The organism is Bacillus sp. WC2507 (genome assembly GCF_052656125.1).
Genome location: NZ_JBQXPN010000001.1, coordinates 2,276,719 through 2,300,134 on the forward strand (window position 1 = coordinate 2,276,719; position 23,416 = coordinate 2,300,134).

At 34.1% G+C, this 23,416-nt stretch carries 22 protein-coding genes; 16 read left to right on the forward strand and 6 right to left on the reverse strand.

Features of this window, described 5'->3' with window-relative positions; translation table 11 throughout:
* Nucleotides 1-70 precede the first annotated feature (70 nt).
* The 6 genes from psiE (at nt 71) to ACUN28_RS12055 (ending at nt 6,663) form a co-directional block, all read left to right on the forward strand.
* Nucleotides 71-490: a phosphate-starvation-inducible protein PsiE gene (gene psiE, locus ACUN28_RS12030; RefSeq protein WP_016086920.1), complete on the forward strand. Its 420-nt coding sequence runs from the start codon at nt 71-73 to the stop codon at nt 488-490.
* 178 nt (nt 491-668) lie between these two features.
* A complete protein-coding gene (locus ACUN28_RS12035; protein ID WP_016086921.1) occupies nt 669-1,601 on the forward strand; it encodes a bestrophin family protein in 933 nt (310 codons plus the stop codon).
* 255 nt (nt 1,602-1,856) lie between these two features.
* The gene (locus tag ACUN28_RS12040) at nt 1,857-2,834 is read left to right on the forward strand and encodes an agmatine deiminase family protein (RefSeq protein ID WP_016086922.1); all 978 of its coding nucleotides are present in this window, start codon (nt 1,857-1,859) and stop codon (nt 2,832-2,834) included.
* 38 nt (nt 2,835-2,872) lie between these two features.
* The gene (locus ACUN28_RS12045; RefSeq protein ID WP_016086923.1) at nt 2,873-3,694 is read left to right on the forward strand and encodes a MerR family transcriptional regulator; all 822 of its coding nucleotides are present in this window, start codon (nt 2,873-2,875) and stop codon (nt 3,692-3,694) included.
* A gap of 81 nt (nt 3,695-3,775) precedes the next feature.
* Complete coding sequence (locus tag ACUN28_RS12050) at nt 3,776-5,518, forward strand: amidohydrolase (protein ID WP_016086924.1); 1,743 nt, start codon at nt 3,776-3,778, stop codon at nt 5,516-5,518.
* A gap of 107 nt (nt 5,519-5,625) precedes the next feature.
* Nucleotides 5,626-6,663, forward strand: a complete 1,038-nt coding sequence (locus ACUN28_RS12055) for an agmatine deiminase family protein (protein ID WP_016086925.1) — start codon at nt 5,626-5,628, stop codon at nt 6,661-6,663.
* A gap of 48 nt (nt 6,664-6,711) precedes the next feature.
* Here the strand turns inward: ACUN28_RS12055 and pepF are convergent, their stop codons facing one another.
* The 3 genes from pepF to ACUN28_RS12070 form a co-directional block, all read right to left on the reverse strand.
* A complete protein-coding gene (gene pepF, locus ACUN28_RS12060) occupies nt 6,712-8,499 on the reverse strand; it encodes an oligoendopeptidase F (protein WP_016086926.1) in 1,788 nt (595 codons plus the stop codon).
* A 136-nt stretch (nt 8,500-8,635) separates the two neighbouring features.
* Nucleotides 8,636-9,993, reverse strand: a protein-coding gene (locus tag ACUN28_RS12065) for an IS3 family transposase (RefSeq protein WP_154214472.1) whose coding sequence is annotated in 2 segments (ribosomal slippage) — nt 8,636-9,537 and nt 9,537-9,993 — 1,359 coding nt in all. Because the reading frame shifts where the segments join, the coding sequence is not laid out codon by codon here.
* Nucleotides 9,994-10,068: 75 nt separating this feature from the next.
* Nucleotides 10,069-10,860, reverse strand: a complete 792-nt coding sequence (locus tag ACUN28_RS12070) for an arylamine N-acetyltransferase family protein (RefSeq protein WP_016086927.1) — start codon at nt 10,858-10,860, stop codon at nt 10,069-10,071.
* 203 nt (nt 10,861-11,063) lie between these two features.
* Here ACUN28_RS12070 and amyS point away from each other — a divergent pair, with 203 nt between their 5' ends.
* The 6 genes from amyS (at nt 11,064) to ACUN28_RS12100 (ending at nt 17,786) form a co-directional block, all read left to right on the forward strand.
* On the forward strand, nt 11,064-12,605 hold the full coding sequence (amyS, locus tag ACUN28_RS12075) for an alpha-amylase (protein WP_033659740.1): 1,542 nt from the start codon (nt 11,064-11,066) through the stop codon (nt 12,603-12,605).
* Nucleotides 12,606-13,099: 494 nt separating this feature from the next.
* The gene (locus tag ACUN28_RS12080) at nt 13,100-15,001 is read left to right on the forward strand and encodes an endonuclease MutS2 (protein WP_016086929.1); all 1,902 of its coding nucleotides are present in this window, start codon (nt 13,100-13,102) and stop codon (nt 14,999-15,001) included.
* A 6-nt stretch (nt 15,002-15,007) separates the two neighbouring features.
* Nucleotides 15,008-15,532, forward strand: a complete 525-nt coding sequence (locus ACUN28_RS12085) for a GNAT family N-acetyltransferase (protein ID WP_016086930.1) — start codon at nt 15,008-15,010, stop codon at nt 15,530-15,532.
* A gap of 161 nt (nt 15,533-15,693) precedes the next feature.
* The gene (locus ACUN28_RS12090; protein ID WP_033660106.1) at nt 15,694-16,404 is read left to right on the forward strand and encodes a histidine phosphatase family protein; all 711 of its coding nucleotides are present in this window, start codon (nt 15,694-15,696) and stop codon (nt 16,402-16,404) included.
* A 259-nt stretch (nt 16,405-16,663) separates the two neighbouring features.
* Complete coding sequence (locus ACUN28_RS12095; RefSeq protein WP_016086932.1) at nt 16,664-17,365, forward strand: hypothetical protein; 702 nt, start codon at nt 16,664-16,666, stop codon at nt 17,363-17,365.
* A gap of 163 nt (nt 17,366-17,528) precedes the next feature.
* Entirely contained in the window at nt 17,529-17,786 is a 258-nt protein-coding gene (locus ACUN28_RS12100) for a hypothetical protein (protein WP_016086933.1), read from the forward strand.
* A 100-nt stretch (nt 17,787-17,886) separates the two neighbouring features.
* Here the strand turns inward: ACUN28_RS12100 and ACUN28_RS12105 are convergent, their stop codons facing one another.
* Complete coding sequence (locus ACUN28_RS12105) at nt 17,887-18,852, reverse strand: quinone oxidoreductase family protein (protein ID WP_016086934.1); 966 nt, start codon at nt 18,850-18,852, stop codon at nt 17,887-17,889.
* A 122-nt stretch (nt 18,853-18,974) separates the two neighbouring features.
* Between ACUN28_RS12105 and ACUN28_RS12110 the strand changes: the two genes are divergently transcribed.
* From ACUN28_RS12110 to ACUN28_RS12120, 3 genes are all read left to right on the forward strand, one after another.
* On the forward strand, nt 18,975-19,868 hold the full coding sequence (locus ACUN28_RS12110) for a LysR family transcriptional regulator (RefSeq protein WP_016086935.1): 894 nt from the start codon (nt 18,975-18,977) through the stop codon (nt 19,866-19,868).
* A 304-nt stretch (nt 19,869-20,172) separates the two neighbouring features.
* Entirely contained in the window at nt 20,173-20,685 is a 513-nt protein-coding gene (locus ACUN28_RS12115; protein WP_016086936.1) for a DUF2690 domain-containing protein, read from the forward strand.
* Between the two features lie 17 nt (nt 20,686-20,702).
* On the forward strand, nt 20,703-21,179 hold the full coding sequence (locus tag ACUN28_RS12120; protein WP_016086937.1) for a DUF2690 domain-containing protein: 477 nt from the start codon (nt 20,703-20,705) through the stop codon (nt 21,177-21,179).
* A 261-nt stretch (nt 21,180-21,440) separates the two neighbouring features.
* Here ACUN28_RS12120 and ACUN28_RS12125 read toward each other — a convergent pair whose 3' ends face one another.
* Nucleotides 21,441-21,977, reverse strand: coding sequence for a GNAT family N-acetyltransferase (locus ACUN28_RS12125; RefSeq protein ID WP_016086938.1), 537 nt, complete (start codon nt 21,975-21,977; stop codon nt 21,441-21,443).
* Nucleotides 21,978-22,181: 204 nt separating this feature from the next.
* Nucleotides 22,182-22,670, reverse strand: coding sequence for a DinB family protein (locus ACUN28_RS12130; protein ID WP_016086939.1), 489 nt, complete (start codon nt 22,668-22,670; stop codon nt 22,182-22,184).
* A gap of 205 nt (nt 22,671-22,875) precedes the next feature.
* Here ACUN28_RS12130 and ACUN28_RS12135 point away from each other — a divergent pair, with 205 nt between their 5' ends.
* Nucleotides 22,876-23,331 carry a DinB family protein gene (locus tag ACUN28_RS12135; protein ID WP_016086940.1) on the forward strand — a complete coding sequence of 152 codons (456 nt, stop codon included), beginning with the start codon at nt 22,876-22,878 and terminating at the stop codon, nt 23,329-23,331.
* Nucleotides 23,332-23,416 lie beyond the last annotated feature (85 nt).

Consider the following 23,416-nt stretch of genomic DNA (forward strand, 5'->3'; position numbering starts at 1 on the left):
ATAATCAGTGTGGGATGGATACCTCCCACTAATTAAAGTTTCACTTTATATAAAAAGGAGAAAAAGGTTTGTGTTAAAGAATTTAAAAATAGTATTTTCGTTTTTCCCTATCGTTCTACAGTACATTATAAATGTAGCTTTGATCTGTTTGGGAATTGTTTTAAGTGTGTTTCTTATGAAAGAAGTCTTTCAATTTATACAAGAATTGAAATTGAGTGGTGAGGAATCAAGTTATCATTTAATTGATAGTATTGTCGTATTCTTTTTATATTTTGAATTCATCGTAATGATTATAAAGTATTTTCAAATGAATTTTCACTTTCCATTACGTTATTTTATATATATAGGTATTACGGCTATTGTTCGTCTCATTATTATAGACCATGATAGCCCAATGGATTCGTTGTTATATGCCTGCGCGATTCTTGTATTAATTAGTGCTTTATTCATTGCAAATTCTAAAATAATGCGTCGTGATTTAGAAGAGTGAACATTTGTTGTTTAAATCAAAAAAAGATGTTTTATCTTTTCGTAAAAAGGAGTAACCGTATTGAAAGAAATAATTTTAACCAGTTGTCTAATGATAGGGTTTATGATTCTATTATTCAATTGTATACTTTCATAATTTAAAAGGATAAAAAGTAAAAAAGGAAGAGGATTTTGTAAATATGGTACATTACAATAATCAAAATAGTTTACATCAAATATTTACATTAAAGGGGACAGTTATAAGAGATATTTTCCCGCAAATTTTATTATATATATGCGTTTCAACGATAGTAACTGTGATTCATTATTATTATGTAGAAATAAAAATGAATCAAACGCCTTGGGTAATTGTTGGAGGGGCTTTAGGTCTACTGTTAGTTTTTCGTACTAACACTGCTTATGATAGATATTGGGAAGGTAGAAAGTTATTTGGCACAATTGGTGCTTGTAGTAGAAATTTAGCAATTAGTTTTTTATGTTATTGGGAGTCTAAAGAGGAACATACGGATAAGGAAAAACTAAAATTTTTACATTTATTAATTGCTTTTCCCAAGTTAGCGAAAGGACATTTGAGAGACGAAAAAGATTTATCTGAAATAAAATCATTGCTTGATATTTGTTCTGAGAAGGAAAGAGAAATTTTGGCTGAGTCTATTCATTTACCGATTAGTATAGTTTTTATGTTAAAAACTATACTATCAAAAGGTTTGAAAACGGGTCAAATTCATCCAAATGCAATAATTAATATGGAAACTGATTTGAATAATCTGCTTACGGCTGTGGGGGGATGTGATCGTATCAAAACGACACCTATTCCTTTTGCCTATTTTGCGCATATAAAAATTTTATTGCTCATATTTTGCGGGACTTTACCGATTGGTCTTGTTGATAGTCTTGGCTGGGTTACAGTACTTGCAACTATGTTTATCAGTTTTGCGTTTATTGGTATTGAAGCGATAGGAGTTGAAATTGAGGATCCATTTGGTCAAGATCCAAACGATCTTCCGCTTGAAACAATTTGCATAGGGGTAGAGACGAATTTAGTGAATTTATATAATCAAAACGCTCTATTAGAGTTCGTGGATTTGAAACATGATAAAAAAATCATCTAATCCTTTATTGTGTATGACGATTGCATTTTTAATGTGGTCATGAAATACAGTGTTTTAAAATCTTGTCAAGAGTCAGTTTACGGCTTAACGACGGCTTTATATTTTTTATATAAATATATAATATTTCTCCGTGCTATAATCCATTCATGAAATGTGCACGTTTCAAAAATTGTACTGAAAAGAGAAATGAATTGGGGAAGAGTTGGATGATTGAAAACAGTTATTCAATCATTATTAAAAAGCGAGGTAAATAATATGGAACAAAAATATAATGGAATTATTTTTACTGCAATACCAGATAAATCGAATGAATATTATCGCCCATTTTATGAAGATCTAATTTATTTTAATGAATATTTAAATGAAAATAAAGCATTTACTGATCAACTTCTATCTTTATCTGTTGAGGAGCAAGGCTTTCATACAAGCTCTTTTGAGTATGATGATATTTGGCTAAGAGATGTTGCACCAGTTGTAACAAGTCATCTAGTTAAATTTAAATATCGCCCAAATTATTTACCGAAAGATCAAGGGCGATATTTAGATCAACAATTTAATAAATGGTTGAAAAAGAATGACTTTGAATATGTAAAATCTCCATTGATATTAGATGGTGGAAATTTGATTTGGAATAAAAAAGATACTGTTATATTAACAGAACGCATATTTGATGATAATTATGATTGGACGGAAGAAGAAATTATAGAGCAACTGGAATGGGATTTAGATGTGAGCCGAGTTATTATTATTCCTGCTGAAGAAGGAGATGTACTTGCACACGTAGACGGAATGGTTAAATTTATTGATGAACATACAATGTTTATTAGTGATTTTCTTGGGGATCGTGAATTTAGATATAGTGTTCAAGAGATTATTCAAGAGCAAATGCCAGAAGCTGAATTTATAGTTGTTCCGTCATCATATACAGAAAAGGGGCAATATGATCAAGAAATAGCATCGGCAAAAGGTTTATATATAAATATGTTAGAAACATGTGATACGCTTTACGTTCCTAAGTTTGGACTAGCTAAAGATAAAGAAGTATTACGATATATTCAACAGTATACGGAGAAGGAAGCTATTCAAATTCATGTGGGAGAAATATCGACAATGGGAGGCGCAATGAATTGTTTAACGTGGTACTGTCCACTTCATTTGTTACCTTCAAATATGAAGAGATTGAAAAATCAGAATGAGGATTTTTCAGTTAGGAAGATTTTTGATTGGTTTTAAAATAAGCTTATAAGAAAATGTATTCAAGGGGTAAGTATATGTATACAATTACTGAATTTTCGCGGATTTGTAAAATGAGTACACGGATGCTAAGACATTATGACAAAGAGGAGATATTAAAACCGGCATATGTGAACCCGGAAAATGGGTATAGATATTATGAACAAGGGCAGTTAGAAATAGCGTTAAAAATTAAAAGGCTAAGAGAGTATAAGTTCCCTCTACCGAAAATTAAAATAATTCTTCAGTCATCAGATCAAGATTCATTTATTAAACATATGCAAGCGCAAATTATAGAGTTGTCTCATGAGGTGAAACAAAATTTACAAGTTATTTCTGAAATGAATGAAATGGTAAGTATGAACAATGGTTTAAATATCGCTCGTCATAGAAGTTACGATATATTAATTGGAATGAGAAATGAAATAACGGTAATTGCTCAAAGATTACAAATAGATATAGAGGATATGGATGATTATTTTTATGACTTATATGAAAATATACAAAAGAATAACTTTCAAATAGTCGGTTCGCCCTCTACAGTCTTTTATGATGAAGAGTATATTCCAAATCATAGTGATATTGAATTAAGAATTCCGATTATGGATGAGGATAATAAAGGTGTATTACAAGAATGTGAAATAAACAAGCTAAATCAGCATCAAATTGTTACTACTATGCATTATGGTAGCTACGACTATATAGGTTATGCTTATATGGCATTAGAAGAGTGGATAGAAAGGAACGGTTATATAATAGATGGTCATCCATATGAAGTTTATATAAAAGGGCCTGAATGTGATTGTTTAGTAGAAGAGTATGTGACACAAATTTGTTTTTTAGTTACGAAAATAGAATGAGAATAAGGATTGACATTAACATTATGTCAATCCTTATTCTATATACGAAAGTAATTTATCATAATAAAAAGGGGAAAGAATATGAAAAGAAAAATTTTACTTATTTGTCTGATTCTAAGTATGGTATGGATTTCGGCATGTACTCCTGGAGTAGGAGAAGGGGAGAATGGTAGCGCTGTTCTACCTAATCAGTTACCTAAAAATGTAGTATTTAAAAATGGTACAATCTATACTTCAAATGGAAAGCAAGACATCGTAGAGGCTGTAGCCGTTAAAGAAGGGAAAATTACATTTGTTGGTTCAAACAAGGATGTAGAGGGATTTATAAATGAAGATACGAAAGTGGTGGATTTACAAGGGCGTTTTGTCCTCCCTGGTTTTGTGGACAATCATAATCATATATTTGAAGCGAAATCACCAGCAGCAGGGAATTGTAGTGTCTCACCAGATGCTTCGCTGCAAGAACAACGCTCGTATTTAAAAGCGTGTAAAAAAGATGTAAAGACAGGGGAATGGATAAGCGGAACTGGATTTAGTTTAGAAGAGCTGTTAAAAGATATGGACGAAAAATCAGAACAACAAACTCCATTACAAGTTCTAAATGAGTTATTTCCTAATAATCCAGTATTAATTATGGAAAGAACCTCTCATTCTGTATGGGTTAACTCAAAGGCACTCGAGTTAGCGGGAATAAATAAAGATACGAAAGATCCACAAGGCGGAAGAATCATTCGGGATCCAGAGACAGGAGAACCGTTTGGGATTCTTTATGATACAGCAGGAGATATCGTGATGGAAAAAGCATGGAATTCCCAGCCGAAACTCTTTGAAAAAAATTATGAAGGTTTGCTGGATGGATTAAATGAGGTTGCGAAGAATGGTATTACTACAGTTGGCGATGGCCGTCTTTATTGGAAGCGAGGCTGGTTAGACGTTTGGAATAAAGTAAATGACGAAAAAAAACTAACAACGCGAGTAGTACTTCGTCCATGGGTATATCCGAATTTAAATGAAGCAGAACAAATGGAGTATTTCAAAAAAATTAAGCGAAATGATATATCATCTCGAATGCTTATTAATCAAGTGAAAATGTATAGTGATGGAATTAGCATTAACAGTACAGCTAAAATACTAGAAAAATATAAATTTGAGTGGTTTAAGGGAACACCGTATGGTTTGAACTATATTCCGGAAGAAAAAATGAAATGGTGGTTGACGGAGCTTAATAAAATTGGTTACGGTGCACTCATTCACACAATTGGGGATGGTGGAGTAAGAGAGAGTTTAAATGCGATTGAAGCAGCGAAAAAAGAAGGAGCGAATCAGCCTTATACGCTTACGCACGTAGAAATGGTAGAAGATAGTGATATAAAACGCTTTGCTAAATTAGGTGTTAGCGCTGATTTCCAAGTAGGTCATGATTTTGCAGAAGATCCTAAACAAAGCTGGGCAAGTACGTATTTTTCAGATCAACAGATGAAACGAATTATGCCGTTAGGGCGAATTTGGAAAACAGGTGCAAATGTATCGCTTAGTAGCGATTGGGATGTAAACGAACTGAATCCACTTGTGACGATTTCAAATGCATTAAGTATTGATGAAAAGGGTTTATCTGATGTATATGCAGCTATTGATGCTTATACAATTAAGCCAGCAAAAGCATTAGGCCTTGATAATATCACTGGTTCGATTGAAGTAGGGAAATCGGCTGATATGGTATTACTAGATGAAGATATTACTAAAATGAGTGCTGATAAGATTCCGAATGCGAAAGTTTTGGTGACGGTTTTACAAGGAGAACTAGTGTATCACAAGGAGAAATAAAGAGTTGTTTTATGAAGGTGCTTCAAGAAAATGAAAATATTTCTGTTGACCTTAACACGATGTCAAAGTTTAGACTGAACTTACATTCGAAGAAGGGGTGAACAGGTATGACAAAAAGTTTATTTTATATGCCTGCTGAGTGGGAGAAACATGAGGGGACATGGCTCCAATGGCCTCATAATAAAACGCATAGAGGTGAAGGTTACAGAGCTAAGCTAGATGATATTTGGGTAGCGATGGCAAAGGAACTTCATTACGGAGAAACTGTGCATATTGTTGTATATGATGAGAAAGAAAAAGTACATGTCCAATCGAAGTTAATAGAAGCGAAAGTGGATATGGATAAAATTGATTTTTTAATTGAAAAAACGGATGATGTTTGGATAAGAGATAATGGGCCGATCTTTGTGAAAGATAAAGAGGGAAATCTCCGCCTAACACACTGGGTATTTAATGGTTGGGGGGATAAATATCCGTATGAAAACGATGCTATTATACCAACGAAAATAAGTGAAAGGTATAGTATTCCAAAAGTTGAATCTAGTGTCTGTATAGAGGGCGGGGGAATTGAGGTGAACGGAAACGGGACCTTAATGGCAGCGAAAACTTCTATTATAAATGAGAATCGAAATCCTACACGAAGTCAGAAAGAGATTGAAATAGAGTTGACCAAATATTTAGGAGTAACGAATTTTATATGGATAACCGGTATTCGCGGTGAGGATAATTATGATGAAGATACAGATTATCATATTGATGGGGCAGCACGTTTTGTAAATGAAAATACGATTCTTTATGAATATGATCCTTTCGGGGAAGGCGAGTCATATCTTTTGGAGGCGTACGAAAAGCATTATCAAGAATTGCTACAGGCAAGAAATATAGATGGAAAGCCATTTCAGCTCATACCAGTACCGGTGACAAGAAAAGTGGTAAAAGAAGCAGACTGTAAGGGCTCATATTTAAATTTTTATATTGGAAATGAAGTTGTATTAGTTCCTATATATGGCGATGAGCATGACAAGTTAGGGCTTCAAATCATTGAAGGGCAGTTTCCGGGAAGAAGAATTGTCGGCATTTATGTAAATGAACTGTTTGCATATGGTGGCATGATTCACTGTGTGACGCAGCAACATTTAGCATAAAGTGATGCAAATGAAAAAAGCATGCAGAGTATATACTCTGCATGCTTTTTATAATGCTGAAAACTCTTCAACAAGTGAGCTAAAACGATTTAGTGCACTTTCAATCGGTTCTGGTGTAGTTAAATCAACACCAGCTTTTTTCAGTAAGTTTAATGGATAGTCAGAACTTCCACCTTTAAGGAACTCAATATAATGTTTTTGAGCATTTGGATCACCGCTTAATAATTTGTCGGCAATTTGGATTGCAGAAGCGAATCCAGTTGCGTATTTGTACACGTAAAACGGACGGTAGAAATGAGGTATTCTAGCCCAGCCGTATTTTACTTCTTCGTCAAATACGAGGGAGTCACCATTATACTCTCTGAACAAGTTTTCATAAACTTCGCTAAAGACTTGGGCATTTAATGGTTTGCCTTGCTGTGCCATTTCATGTGTGATTTTTTCAAACTCAGCGAACATGATTTGTGTAAAGAAAGTGCCTTTAAATTTCTCGATGAAATGGTTTACTAAATGGTTGCGTACATCAGCATCTTTTGCTTCTTTTAATAAATGATGAATTAATAGCACTTCATTTACTGTAGAAGCGACTTCTGCGACAAAGATAGTATAGTGTGCAGAAATTCTTGGTTGGTATCCGTGTGAATAATGCGTATGCATACCGTGACCACATTCGTGAGTAAGAGTGAAAAGACTATTTAAATCATTGTGATGATTTAAAAGAATGAAAGGATGAACACCGTATACACCAAAGTTATAAGCGCCGGAACGTTTTCCTGGCGTTTCTCTCACGTCGATATAACGTTTATCTTTAAAGCTTTTTAATGTTTCGATATACTCTTCACCTAAAGGAGCTAGTGATTCAATCATTATGTCAAACGCTTTGTCATATGGAATGTCTTGTTTTACACCCGCTACTAAATCAACGCTCATGTCGTATTGGCGTAGTTCATCTACATTTAATTTTTCTTTTCGAAGTTCATTATAGGTATGTAGTGATTGAATGTTTTTCTTGGTCGTATCAATTAAATTTTCATAAACTTCTTTCGGGACCATGTCGCCAAATAACGATTTTTCTAAAGCTGATGGATAGTTTCTTAGCTTTGAAACAGTAGCATTATTTTTAATCGCAGCAGATAAAGTAGAAGAGATAGAATTCTTTAATTGAACGTATGGCTTGTAATAAGCTTTATAGGCTTCTTTACGTTTTTCGCGGTTCTCATCTTCAATTAACTTTGCATACATTCCGCGCGTTAAAGTAACTTTTTCTCCATCATCAGTCGTAATTTCACCAAATAGGATATCAGCATTATTTAACATACCAAAAGTATGCTGCGGGGAGGAGAGTGCTTCGCCCATTTGTGATAAAATCTCTTCCTGGTCCTTATTCAATACGTGTTTTTTATAACGGTATAATTCAAATAAGTCTTCTTTATAGTATTGTAAACCTTCTGCTTCTTCTATGTACGCGTGCAATGTGTTTTCATCTACGCTAAGTAAGAATGGGGAAAAGAAAGATTTAGCCGCACTTACTTTCACGTGTAATTGTGACACTTTATCGACAAGGGATTGAGCGTCAGTATCGCGTGTATCAAGATCAGATTGTAATCGTGCATAAGCGAACATTAAAGATATTATGCTAGAAATTTCTTCACTCTTTGTTAAATAAGCTAATAAGCTATTACCATCGTAAATATTTCCATTAAACTCGTGTAATTCTTTCGTTAATACTTCAATTTTATGAAAATCACTTTCCCAATCTTCAATTGTATGGTAAATATCCGTTAAATCCCACTTCTCTTTATCATCTACTTGTAGTCGATCTTTAAGTTCAGTCATAATCATTTCCTTTCTAAATATGTAGTTATATTCCTATATAACTATGAAATACAACAAATTGCAAAAAATCCCTGCTGAAAATTGAAAAGCCTTGCTAAAATGAAGTGACCCCTAAAAGTTAGGCACGGTTAGTTCATTAGGCAGCTTGATAAAAGTGAGTCCGGTATTGTACCGGACTCATTTTTAATTTTGCCTTTATCCGTTTGGTATTATAATAATCTATATATTTTTCTAATTCTATTTCGAAATGCTCTACACTTTCAAACTCTTTTATGTAGAGAAATTCAGACTTCATGATTCCAAAGAAATTCTCCATTACTGCGTTGTCGTAACAGTTGCCTTTACGAGACATACTTTGTACGATATCTCTTTCTTGTAATGCGTGACGGTACTGTTTCATTTGATAATGCCAACCTTGATCTGAATGCATCAATAGTTGGTGACTTTCAGGTAAACATTCTAATGCTGTCTCTAACATTTCTGAAACAAGTGAGTATGTTGGTCTAGAGCCAATTGTATAAGTAATGATTTCACCATTATACAAGTCCAATACAGGGGATACATAAAGTTTCTCACCGAATAATTTAAATTCCGTAATATCGGTTACCCATTTTTCATTTGGCGCATCTGCCGTAAAATTACGCTCTAAAATATGGGGTGCAATTTTACCAACCGTTCCTTTATAAGATTTATATTTTTTCATACGTACAAGGCATTTTAAACCTAACTCTTTCATAATTCGTTGCACCTTTTTATGATTCACTATTTGATTACGGTTGGCTAATTCATCACGAATACGACGATATCCATAACGACCTTCGTGTTCATCATAAATCGCTTTAATTTCTACTTTTAAATCCGCATCTGGATCGATTCTATCCATTTGTTTTACATAAAAGTAATATGTGCTTCGAGGGATACCCGCTAACTTTACTAATTCTTTCACTTGAAACTCATGCCTTAATTCATAGACTACTTGTGCCTTATCTTGTTTGGTGATTTTTCCTTGTTTTGAACTAAGGCATTCAACTTTTTTAAATACGCGTTTTCCATACGTAAGCGTTCTAATTCAGCTTGTAACGCTTCAACTGAACCTTCTGCCGGAATTTTTTTCGTATCCTGTTTTGTGTTTTTATTTTTCATGGATGGACGCCCCTTTTTCTTTGGTTCAAGGGCATCTAAGCCACCTAATTCAAATTGCTTCTTCCATTGATAAACCGTTGTAAAAGAAGGAATCATGAATATAGCCGCTGTATCCATTAACGATATACCCGATTGAGCCATAAAATTTAGTACGTTTAGTTTAAACTCTACGGTGTAATTTGTATAGACCTCGTGTAAACCTTCTTCTCCATGGAGTTCGTATAAGCGCAACCAGTATTGAAATTGCGCCTTTGTAATATGCATCTGTTTTGCATATTCTGCTTGAGAAATTGTTTTTGGATTAAATCCTTGAACGAGCTTTAACCTTGAATCCTTCGTAAATTTTGTCATAAAAAAACTGCACCTCCAATTGTTAGACTGTGTCTAACAATTGGGGTGCAGTTCAAAATGGCAAGGCTTAAAAAATCATAATGTAATTCCGAATTTTGAATGTAAAAGATTCTTATATTGCACATCTGTAACGTTTTCTTTCGTTTTTTTACCGTTTGTTGCTATTGTCAGACTATCCTTTGTTAAAGATGCATGTCCATTTTCAGTTAGTTTTACGATAAGAGGTACTTTGTTAAATGGTGAGCCCTCATGCTCAACAATAATTTTTTGTGCTGCATTTGCTTTTTCTTCAGCCACTTCTTCTATATAAAATGCATAGCCTAACGTCCAATCATCAGCAGAAGATTGATCCAAAAACTCATTGTTTTTACGCATCTCTAAAATATAGTTTCCCTTTTCGGTCATTTCTTTACGAATACGATAATCTCCTGTAACGGAGTGAATGACTTCACCTGAGAAAGGGACAGGTGCAAGAGGTAAGTATGATCCGAATCCAACCTCAATTAAATAAAATTCATTATGATGTGTTAAAACGGTTGCGATATGGCCAGAATCAACAGCCCATATAGAATTTGCAGCATTGTACACTGTTCCTGAAACGAGATGAACATCAAATCCAGCGTCTTTAAGGAAGTAATACATAGTAGGATTGAGTTCATAACAAAGACCACCACGGCTGTTTACTAAAATTTTCTCTTTCAAATTTTCTTTTGATATTTCTTTAAAATTCTTTTCGAGAATATTTAAGTTTTCAAAAGGAACAGTTTGTGCCATTGCGTACATAATGTTAGATAAATCTTCAAATGAAACTTTGTGTTTTTCTTCTATATGTAATCTTGCAAAAAATTGTTTTTGAAAGTCGGTCATAGAAATCCCTCCGTTATGCTTTTATAGGTAAATTGTAAACAATCTTGAATAGGATGTGAAATTAAAACTACGTTGAATATTTGAAGTGAGACTAAAAATAATGTGGGAGAGTGAGAGATTGCTACTTTACTAACAGTGGAACGAATATTATAATGATTCTGATAAACTATGCAAACGTTTTCTTGGGAGGGGATGGTGTACAGATGTTGAAAAGAATAACAATAGTCGGATTGTCAGTTTTTTTGTTTTTACCTGGTATATATGGGGAGAGTAAGGCGTATGCAGATACAGTTAACAATGGGACGTTAATGCAATATTTTGAGTGGTACGCTCCGAATGATGGGAATCATTGGAATCGTTTGCGTACTGATGTTGAAAATTTAGCTCAAAAAGGAATTACATCTGTTTGGATACCACCTGCATATAAAGGAACTACGCAAAATGACGTAGGATATGGAGCATATGATTTATATGATTTGGGGGAATTCAATCAAAAGGGAACAGTGCGGACGAAATATGGGACGAAAGCACAATTGAAATCTGCAATTGACGCTTTACATAAGAAAAACATCGATGTATACGGTGATGTAGTTATGAATCATAAAGGTGGGGCTGATTATACGGAAACTGTCACAGCAGTTGAGGTAGACCCGAGCAATCGAAATGTTGAAGTATCAGGTGATTATGAAATTAGTGCGTGGACGGGATTTAACTTTCTAGGGCGTGGAGATTCTTATTCTAATTTCAAATGGAAATGGTATCATTTTGACGGAACGGATTGGGATGAAGGAAGGAAATTAAACCGAATTTATAAATTTAGGGGCATAGGTAAATCGTGGGACTGGGAAGTGTCTAGCGAGAATGGGAATTATGATTATTTGATGTATGCGGATCTTGATTTTGATCATCCAGATGTTGCGAATGAAATGAAAAAATGGGGAACGTGGTATGCGAAGGAATTAAATTTAGATGGTTTTCGTTTAGATGCTGTTAAACATATTGATCATGAATATTTGCGCGATTGGGTAAATCATGTTAGACAGCAAACGGGGAAAGAGATGTTTACAGTAGCTGAATATTGGCAAAATGATATCCAGACTTTAAATAATTATTTAGCGAAGGTCAATTATAATCAATCTGTGTTCGATGCACCACTTCATTATAATTTTCATTATGCTTCAACAGGAAATGGAAATTATGATATGAGAAATATTTTAAAAGGAACGGTAGTTGCGAATCATCCTACACTTGCGGTTACTCTAGTTGAAAATCATGATTCACAGCCTGGTCAGTCATTGGAATCTGTAGTGAGCTCTTGGTTCAAACCGTTGGCATATGCATTTATTTTAACGCGTGCAGAGGGATATCCTTCTGTTTTCTATGGTGATTATTATGGTACAAAAGGAAATAGTAACTATGAAATTCCAGCGTTAAAGGAAAAAATTGATCCGATTTTGACGGCACGAAAAAACTTTGCATATGGTACGCAGCATGATTATTTTGACCATCCAGATGTGATTGGCTGGACAAGAGAAGGTGATAGTGTACATGCTAATTCTGGTTTAGCAACATTAATCTCTGATGGACCAGGAGGGTCAAAGTGGATGGATGTTGGAAAGAATAATGCAGGGGAAGTATGGTACGATATTACGGGTAATCAAACAAATACTGTAACAATTAATAAGGATGGTTGGGGACAGTTCCAAGTAAGTGGAGGGTCAGTTTCCATATATGTTCAGCGGTAGGTTTCCCCCTTCTTTTTTACATGCTGCATAGTTATAAAGGTATGACACCTTTACTTCTCACAAAACATATAGTATGATGATTTCAGTAAATTAGATTTCAATGACTATAATATAAATTAATGAGAGGTGCTTTTTTGTGAGTGCGGTAGGTACTAAATAGGAAAAATTTAATGAAATAAATCGGATAAGACCAGGGGATTTTTATGTATATCATACCCCTAATTTTGTCATGGATTTATTTCGATACCTATGAAGATACCTACAATACTTTATAAAGCGTGTAATAGGAGGATTGCCATCCGTTTTTTATGGTTTATTTCCTCATATGTTATTACACATGCCTTGTAAATGTAAAAGCTGCGGTATCCCCGCAGCTTTTTTGTATATATTTTTAATGTATAAAAATGGTAATTTAATAATGTAGAACTCATTGGAATCTAATGAGTAGGTATCTTCATTTATGATAAAAATCAATCATAGTGAGGAGAAACAAAATGAATACGATGACTTTTGAAAAGTTACAATATAACGAATTAAAGGATATAGTGAAATCTTATTGTGTAAGTGGATTAGGTAAGGAATTATTAAACAAATTAGAGCCGAGTACGAGTATAAAAGTAGTGAGGAATCGATTGAATGAAACGACAGAAGCACGAGCGATAGTAGATGCAGAAGGACATGTGCCTTTTTTTGGAATATCCAATATCGCGAGTACAATTCAAAAATTAGAAAAAGGGATGATTTTAGATCCAGAAGAATTAGTAAGTGTTTCAGACTTTTTACGTGGATGTAGAAAGATTAAAAAATTTATGTTAGATAAAGAATTTTTTGCGCCAGTATTAGCTTCTTATGCAAATTCAATGACTGAATTTAAAAGTATTGAAGAGGAAATTAACTTTTCGATTAAAGGAAATAGCATTGATGCAGCGGCGAGTAAAGAGTTAAAACGAATTCGAAATAGTATTGATTCCGTAGATGGGAAAATAAAAGAACGTTTAACGAAGTTTTTAAATAGTAGTACAAATAAGAAGTATATTCAGGAATTCTTTATTAGTAAGAAGGATGATAGGTATACGATTCCAATTAAATCTTCTTATAAAAATCAAGTTGCGGGAAGTATAGTTGAAGCGTCCGCTAAAGGTTCTACTGTATTTATAGAACCGCATACGGTTACAAAGTTAAATGCAGAACTCGCAAGTTTGAAAGCAGAAGAAGCGATGGAAGAGTATCAGATTTTAGCGACTTTATCAGGAATGGTAGTAGAAAATATTTATCATATAAAAATTAATATGGAATTGATTAGCCAATATGATATGGTATTTGCGAAAGCGAAGTTTAGTAAATCAATCGATGGAATAGAGCCGAAATTAAATGATCATGGCTACGTTCATTTAGTAAATTGTAAGCATCCGCTTTTAAGTGGGCAAGTTGTACCGTTAAACTTTAAAATCGGTCAAAACTATCGTAGTTTAATTATTACAGGACCAAATGCAGGCGGAAAAACGATTGTGCTAAAAACAATCGGACTACTAACATTAGCGACAATGTCAGGTCTGCATATTGCTGCAGATAAAGAAACAGAAATTGCTATTTTCGAAAATGTATTTGTAGATATTGGTGATAATCAAAGTATCGAAAACGCACTCAGTACATTTTCATCTCATATGAAAAATTTATCTGAGATTATGAGGATGTCAAATAATAATACGTTGCTACTATTTGATGAAATAGGAAGTGGGACTGAACCGAATGAAGGGGCAGCGCTTGCAATTTCTATTTTAGAGGAGTTTTATCTTGCGGGATGTATTACAGTTGCGAGTACGCATTACGGTGAAATTAAACGCTTCTCAGAAATGCACGATGATTTTATGAATGCAGCGATGCAATTTAATAGTGAGACGCTAGAACCACTTTATAAATTAGTAATCGGTAAATCAGGTGAAAGTAATGCACTTTGGATTGCAAATAAAATGAATGTAAGAGAACATGTACTAAAAAGAGCGAAAGAGTATATGGGGAATAAAGAATATCGTTTTGAAAAACTGAATGAAAGCAAAATTAGAAAACCGAAATTCGTGCAAGAAAAAAGCGAAAATCATTACGAGTATAAAATCGGCGATCGTGTAAACTTATTAGATTATGATGATTTTGGTATCATCTATAAGGAAATAGATAATTTTTATAACGTCGTTGTATATTATAATGGTGAATTCGTTGAAGTAAATGTAAAACGTATTACTTTAGAGGTAGCAGCAAAAGAATTATACCCAGAGGGATACGATTTAAATACACTATTTGTCGATTATAAAGAAAGAAAAATGCAGCATGATATTGAGCGCGGATCGAAAAAAGCGCTTCGTAAAATTGAAAAAGAAATAAGAAAGAACAGAGGATAAGTTAAAATGGTAACGATTAGACAAGAACAACAAAATGATTATAGAAAAACAGAAGAAGTTGTACAACAAGCATTTTTAAATGAAGAATTTAGTGATAAAAAGGAACATGAACTTGTAATGCGTATTAGAGAATGTGACGCGTTTGTTCCTGAGTTATCTATCGTTGCGATAGATGAGGAAATAGTCGGTCACATTATGTTATCGAAAATCACGATAGAAAAGGATGGAGCTTCTGTAGATTCATTAGCGCTTGCGCCAGTATCAGTTGCTAGGGGGCATCAGAAAAAAGGGATTGGCGGAAAACTTATCAAAGCTGCTTTAGAAAAGGCGAAAGAACTTGGATACGGGTCAGTTGTAGTGTTAGGACATCCAGAATACTACCCGAAATTTGGTTTTAAGAAAGCAAGTGAATGGAATATACAGGCACCATTTGAAGTGCCAGATGAAGTGTTTATGGCGATGGAATTAAGGGAGAATGCACTGGAAAGTGTAGAAGGGATTGTACAATATTCGAGTGCTTTTGCTGAGTAGAAGTATCTGTTAAAAAATGTAATCATAAAAAACGCTATCTTTTTGTTGGGATATACAGAAAGGTAGCGTTTTTTTATTAAGAATATTTACTTACGTATATTTTGCTCAATGAATAATTAAGATGGTAAAATTGATATAGAAATGTAAAGGGAGAGAATATGATGAATAAGCGAGAAACCGATAGCAATGAGAATGTAGTTACGTTATATGTTACAAGACACGGTAAAACAATATTAAATACGAACCATCGCGCGCAAGGTTGGGCAGACTCTCCGTTAGTAGAAAAAGGTGTGGAAGTTGCCACAAATTTAGGAACAGGATTAAAAGATATTCATTTTACTACTGTGTATAGTAGTGATAGTGGTCGAGCGATTGAAACTGCTAATTTAGTATTAAAATATAGTGAGCAATCAAAATTGAAACTTGAGCAAAGAAAAGCTTTACGAGAATTAAATTTCGGTATTTTTGAAGGTGAAAAGCTTGAAAATATGTGGGAAACGATTGGAAAAGCTGCGGGCGTTACATCACCAGAAGAACTCATGAAGTTTTCTATTCAAGAAGTTATTGATCTTATTAGAGCAGCAGATCCTACGAAACAAGCGGAAGATTGGGAATTGTTTTCTACTCGTATAAAAACAGAGATTGATAGAATTAGTGAGGAAGCTGCTAAAAATGGCGGAGGCAACGTTTTAGTTGTAGTTCATGGACTTCTAATAACTGCATTAATAGAAATGGTAGATCATAGTAAAACAAAACTTGGAGTAGAAAATGCAAGTGTGACGAAAATTTTATATAAAGATGGGGAATACATCGTCGAGTCGGTTGGAGATATGAGTTATGTTGCAAAAGGGAAAGAAAGTGTGGAAATATAAAAACTTTCATATAGAAATAAGAAAAGGAAGGTAGAGAAATCTAGCTTCCTTTTCTTATTTTTCAGTATATCATTTGTTAATTGAAATTGGAATATTCCGTTAAAAGTGTGCCGTGAAAATTATTGTGATGGTATAGTTAGAGAGTAGGAATAACAAATTGTTTTGCAGCCTATTGAAGGGGTATTAGTCTAGTCTTACATTTTATCTTGAAATTTAAGTAAGTTTACGAGAAATAAAACATAGTAAGGAACGTGTGAATATGGATAGAATATATTTTGTGGACAACCCGTGGCCTAATGGTCATCGAATTGTTAATTTTAAGTGGAGTGCACATTTTAAATATGCAGAGGAAGAAGAGTTAAATGGTGTAGCTGGTTTGTATTTTGATTTGCATTTAGAGACTGCGGATTATGATGAGGAAGATTTGGATGAAGAAGATGAAGAAGATGAAGAGAATGAGGAAGAAGATGATTGGCACGCGAAGATTGTATGGAACAATTTCCATAGCTGTACTTTGTCATCAGAAGAATGGGATTTTAAAGGGTTTCGTGTAGGAAGTGATGAGGTGCCTTTTGATTTGGATATGCTAAATGGAAAGAGATTTGCAATTGATTTTTTATCCGAGGATGAGCAGAAGGACTTAGATTTAGAGTTAACTGCATTTGACATTTATTTACTTGGACATGATGCGTCAGCCTTTCATAATATTAAGTTTACTAGATTTGAAGGGCAGACATATCAAATTGAATGGAAAGGGAAATTGGCACTAGCGTATATTGGTGATTATGAATTTAAATATGATTTTCATACACTAATTTCCTCAACATCATTTAGTGGAATTAATATTCCTAATGACATAAATGATCATGAGGCGCATGTTTTGCTAAAAAGATTTGTTAGTAATCCAGTATTGTTTGAATTGCAACATGATAATGGGGATAGACGATTTGTATTGAAATAAAAATATATTGTTGTCTTTGCGAAATGTATGAGTAAAAGGCTACTGTATTCGAAATAGTTAACAACTTAAGTGTCGGAAAATGTAAAGAAAATGATACATAGTATGTGATTTATGCTCAGTTCTAAGAAGAAAAGAATATTAACAATTATATGGAGAAGTGATTATGTTGATTAAATTTGTTCATTTGTTATTTGGAAAACCGTGTGAAAAAGGTGATTCGTTCCAAACTAAGTTTCCACGTTTTATTTATTGGAGTGCAGTTGTATTTTATTTTTTTGGAATGATATTCTTTGGGATTTTTTCTTTTATTGATACTGTATTTATTGGATCGTTGATATCGGGAGGTTTGTTCTTTCCTTTAATATTTAGATTCATTTATTTTATAAACTTAAAAATGGGGGGCCTAGAAAGAGAAGTATAGACAGAAAAAATATAATTGAAAAGAAACGAAATTGAACATTAATAGCATTAAAAAAGGAAGCAAAGAAATACATTCTAGCTTCCTTTTTTAATTGGAACGATTATGGGATTAATAAAATCTTCCCTGTACTTTTTCTGCTCTCTAATAATTCATGGGCACGGGCACCGTCTTGTAAAAAGAATGTAGTAGGACTCGCGATGTTTAATTTTCCACTAGCGATCCAATCAAATAATTGAGTAGAGCGCTGCTTACGTTCTTCAAAAGTAGTAAGCACGTTCCACAGGTCTCCGCCAGTTAAAGTTTTTGAAGTATCCATAAGCATACGCGGATCAACGGGCGCAGGATTACCGCCAGCCATTCCGAAAAATACGACAGTACCACCAATTTTAGTAGCGTTAAAACTTTCCTCAAGTGTAGAGCCTACTGATTCATATACAACATTTACTCCAGCACCGTGAGTTATTTCAAGTACCTTGGTATGCCATGCGTCAGTATATAAAAATACTTGATTGGCACCAGCTAATGTAGCTATCTGTGCTTTTTCTTTTGATGACGTTAGGCCGATTACCTTTCCACCCAGTAGTTTAATCATTTGAATAAGAAGTTGCCCAACGCCACCAGCTGCGGCATGAACTAAAGCTATATCACCTTGTTTTATTTGATAGCTATCTTTCGTTAAATAATGTGCTGTTAGACCTTGTAATAAGACAGAAGCAACTGTTTCAAAAGAGATAGAATCTGGAAGCGGGATTGCTTTTTCAGATGGAACGGCAACTAATTCTGCATTTGCAAATGGAACGTCAGCAAATGCAATATGGTCTCCAGCATTGATAGTAGTAACGTCAGCTCCTACTTTTTCAACAATCCCAGCCCCTTCATAACCTAATATATAAGGTGGGTTGCCAGCGAGATGATAATCACCGCGGCGTCTATAAATATCAGCAAAATTTAAACCGATTGCTTTCGTACGGATAAGAATTTCATTTGGATTTATGATTGGATCGTGTATTTCTTTATATTGTAGTACATCTGGACTTCCAAACTGTTCGAAACAAAGTGCTTTCATATGGAATACCTCCATTATATTGTTTGTCGATGCTCTTTATCATACAATATAAATATCAATAGACAAAGAGGATTATTTCGATGAAATCAATCGGAAATACCGATTGAAAAGAGGGATGATAAATGGAGATAAAACAATTAATTACATTTAAAGTAGCGGCAGAGACTTTGAACTTTACCCAAACTGCGAAGAAATTAAACTTTGCTCAGTCGAGCGTGACAGCACAAATTAAAACGTTAGAAGCTGAGCTCGGTACGCCGTTATTTGAAAGATTAGGGAAACGTCTTTTTTTAACTGAAGCAGGAAGGAAGTTTCAATTATATGCTGATAAGATGATTGCACTCAGTAATGAAGCGAAAATGGCTGTGAAAGATGATGAAGAAATAGCAGGTACGTTAATAATCGGTGCGCAAGAAAGTCAATGTACATATAGGCTCCCATCTATATTAAAGAGGTTTAAAGCACAATTTCCACAAATCAAACTTATCTTTAAACCAGCGCATTCCAATAAAGATGCGAAGGAACAATTGATGGAGGGGAAAGTTGATCTTGCATTTATTTTGGATGAATGTAAAACGGAAGATGCTTTGCATGTGGAGCCACTTATGAAAGAAGAATTAAAAGTAGTAGCTGCTCCAGGGCATCGTTTACTCGAGCGACCTTCCGTTTCTATAAAAGATTTAGAGAAGGAAACTCTTTTGTTAACAGAACTAGGGTGCTCATACCGGACTTTATTTGAAGAGCTGTTTCGTACAGAAGATGTGTATCCAGCGAATAAGATTGAGTTTGTAAGTGTCGAGGCAATTAAACAATGTGTCATTGCGGATTTAGGTATAGCAGTTTTACCAGCAATAGTAGTAGAAAAAGATATACGAGAGGGAACGATAAAAGAGTTGCAACTAGAAAATACTATCTATCCAATTTTTACACAAATTGCTTGGCATAAAGATAAATGGATGACAGCGCCGTTACAACAATTTATTGATGTAACAAGGGAGTTTTTTACAACGGATTAAGTGGAGAAATATTTATTTTATATAAAAGAAAAAATGGCACTTTTGTATAGAGAGAACCGATGCTTGCATGTAACAAGTATCGGTTCTTTTATGTTTTAAATAAAGAATGCTATAAAATGTGTATTTCTCAACTTTTTTTCTTACAAGGATAAGTAAATTTCTTCGTATATTCCAATAACCATAAGGGAATTTACAACGTTTATTCGTTTCTGTAAGATGCCTCTAGGTGGAATGAAAGGAGGGGCGTACATAGGGGATAGATTGTCTTTATTATACGTACTTATATTGAGGGAGGAGATTTACAATGTTTAAAAAGTTCATGAAAGTATGTGTGTTAAGTATAGCTAGTGTAGGGGTATTATTTAGTTTTCAAGGAAGTACATTTGCAGCTACCGATCTTAGTAGTTATTATGACGGGAAAAATCCAGCAACAACGAAAGTATACGGAGGCAGTACAACGTGTGATGCAGATGGATTTAATGCAAAGTCTACAGCGGTGTACGAAGGTAGTAAAAAAGTAGGGACAGTATATTTACGTTACAGTAATAAATGTCACGCAGCATGGTCTAAGCTTGTTTTAGATCAACCAGCCCCTTCTGTTTCTGGAGGGATATATGCTTACGCTGTTATTAATAAATATAAAAACGGTGTATTTCAAAAATCAGTAGACTCTAATAGTGGTAATGGAGCAATTAAAACAGGTCAAACGAGTACGTATACAGGAATGGTATTTGATTTAACTGCTGATTTTGGTTATACAGCTGATGCTGAAGCGGTGACGATTAATAATGGTTACGGGAAAACTGGACGTTATTAATAAAGGAGTGGAATTCTATGAAACTTTTTAAAAATGTGGGCGCATTTCTTTTTCTATCTGTGTTCGTTTTAACAAGTATGTTTAGTACGACCAGTAGCGATAAAGCATATGCAGAAGACCATTCGTATGATGGGAAAAGTCCTTACTATAATAGTTGTGATCAATCAGCAGTAACGAAAGAAAAGAAGTGGATTGATTCAAATTCTTATGTAGAATTAAAATTTAGCACGACGTGTAAGACAGCATGGGCAAAAGTTACTGTAACCCGCCCAGCAGTTTATAATAATGAAGCTGATGCAAGGATTGTTAGAAAAACAGATGGAAAGGCATATACTTGCGGAAGTGCTGGGGGAAATGGTGTTGTAAATAAAGGGCAAACATCATGCTATACACCAATGGTATATGATTTAGATCCAAGAAAGGCACAAGCGCAAGGGAAACATGCTATTCCGAATAGTGATGCATATAATTATGCGGAGACAATTTGGTATTAATATAATACATGTGTTAAGAGCTGTTATTTGATATAAAAATGAAAGAGCCTTACTGCATTTTATCCCGCATTAACGGGCAGTAAGACCCCCACCTCAAAATTCAGCGAAAGCAAAGAAGTTAGATGGGGGATCAACTGCCCGTAAAAGCCCGATTGGTTCAACTAATAATCAGTGGGGGATGAACAAAGCCCCCACTGATTAAAGTTTCACTTTATTGTGGTAAGGTTCTTTAAAGTTGTTTAATAGTTTAAGAACAGTTATTTACAATGATATATCTTTATAATCACTTTTAAGTATTGCCATAATAATTTCATCCGAGTATGTATCGTTACAAAATAAAGATTGACGTAAGGTTCCTTCTTTTACAAACCCAACTTTTTCATAAGCTCTAATTCCGCGTAAATTATGGCTAAACACTTCTAACTGTAAACGATTTAATGATAGTTGTTCAAAAACAAAACTTAAAACTATTTTAATAGCTTGAGTTCCATAGCCTTTTCCTGTTAATGACATAGAAAGCATCGATATTCGGAAGCCTGCTCTTTTGTTACCCTCATCGATATCTAAAATCGACAACTCTCCAATCATTTCGTCATTGCTTTGTAAACAAATAGCAAAATCGTAGCGACTCGAATCATTATTTATATGAGCTATATGTGTCTTTATTTGTTCCAATGAAAAAGTAGGTTTGGTTCCAGTCATATAACGTATCTCTGTATCCATCGTACTTTCTAATATAATTGGGGCATCTAGTTCGCAAAGAGGTCTTAAATAAATTCTTTCACTCTCTAATCTCATTATAATTTTCTCCTTAAGTTTGGTGATAGAGTATATAAATATTTTTGCTCTACATGGAAGAAGAGTTTTATTTTGTGTATTGTTTGAAAAGTATGTGTCTTACTTTGATGTTACATGAATTTTATAATGATATGGTATACCTAAAACAAATAATAAAAGTTTTATACATAACAAAATGCATCCACAAGTTTTTTAATAGTCGAATTAACTAAGATCTGTATCAGGAGGAGTGTATCCAAGATGACGAGTCATTGATACAATTTGTCCTTTATGGTGAAACTCATGAGTCTCTGTATGAGTTAAAAGCCATAGCGGAGTTGTGCTCCAAGGCTCTTTTTGCCATTTCACTTCATTTGCTATATTTTCGAGCCACCGGTCATTGTATTCATCTAAAAAACGTATTACAACCTCATCTACTAACTTAAATCTATCACGGACTTTCTCGATATCTGCATGCTCAATTTCATAATCACTAGCAAATGGAAAATCTGCCCGTTTTTGCTTGAATGCGAATGATCCAAGCCAGTATCGGTAGCAATCGGCTACATGAATATGCGTCTTTATAATGCTACCGCTTCCGAAATTTGGAACAGTGCTATGTAATTTTTCTAGTGGGATTTCTCCCAAAAATGTAAATAGAGTTTCTCTTGTAGAGCTAATAAGATTATATTGTTGTTTTAACACATGTAACATGAAATTAACACTCCTCTTTTATTTACTAAACTATTTGTGTAGTAAGTAATTCTATATATACGAGAGGTGAACCTTTTTATTATTTTTACTAAGCATATTAGATGTATTTCTTCATTGTTTCTGATAGATTAAACAAGGTGAAACTTTAATACATTGAACATTTTTAGTTCATAATAAATTGTACATCAAGAAGGAGAACGATAAAATGAATAGACTAGTTGGTTTAAAACAATTTGAAATAACGCGCGGTGCATTACTTAAATTTATGGAAACGTTAGATGATAAAACTGCGGATACGCAGCCAGAGGGATTTAATAATACAATTCGTTGGCACATTGGTCATGTGTTAACAGCAGCGGAAACATTCATGTTTGGAAGAGAGTTTAAACAATTACCAACGGAATATCCAGGTATGTTTGGATATGGATCAAGACCGTCTAAATGGAAAACAGAAGGACCGTCATTAGAAGTATTAACGGCCCAATTAAAAGAACAAGCAAAACGTATTAACGAAATTCCAGCAGAAGCATTTGAAAATAAACTTCCAGAGCTATTCCTAGGATTGGAAACAGTAGGGGAGCTATACGGTATGATGCTTTATCATGAAGCAGATCATATTGGGCAAATGAAGGCGATGGAACGTATTATTAAGGCTCTTTAGTTTTTGGTAAAGTTTAATTGCATATAAAAAACGAAATTACAAATGTTTTGTCAAAATTGAGGTGTAAGTAGTTACAACCTTATTT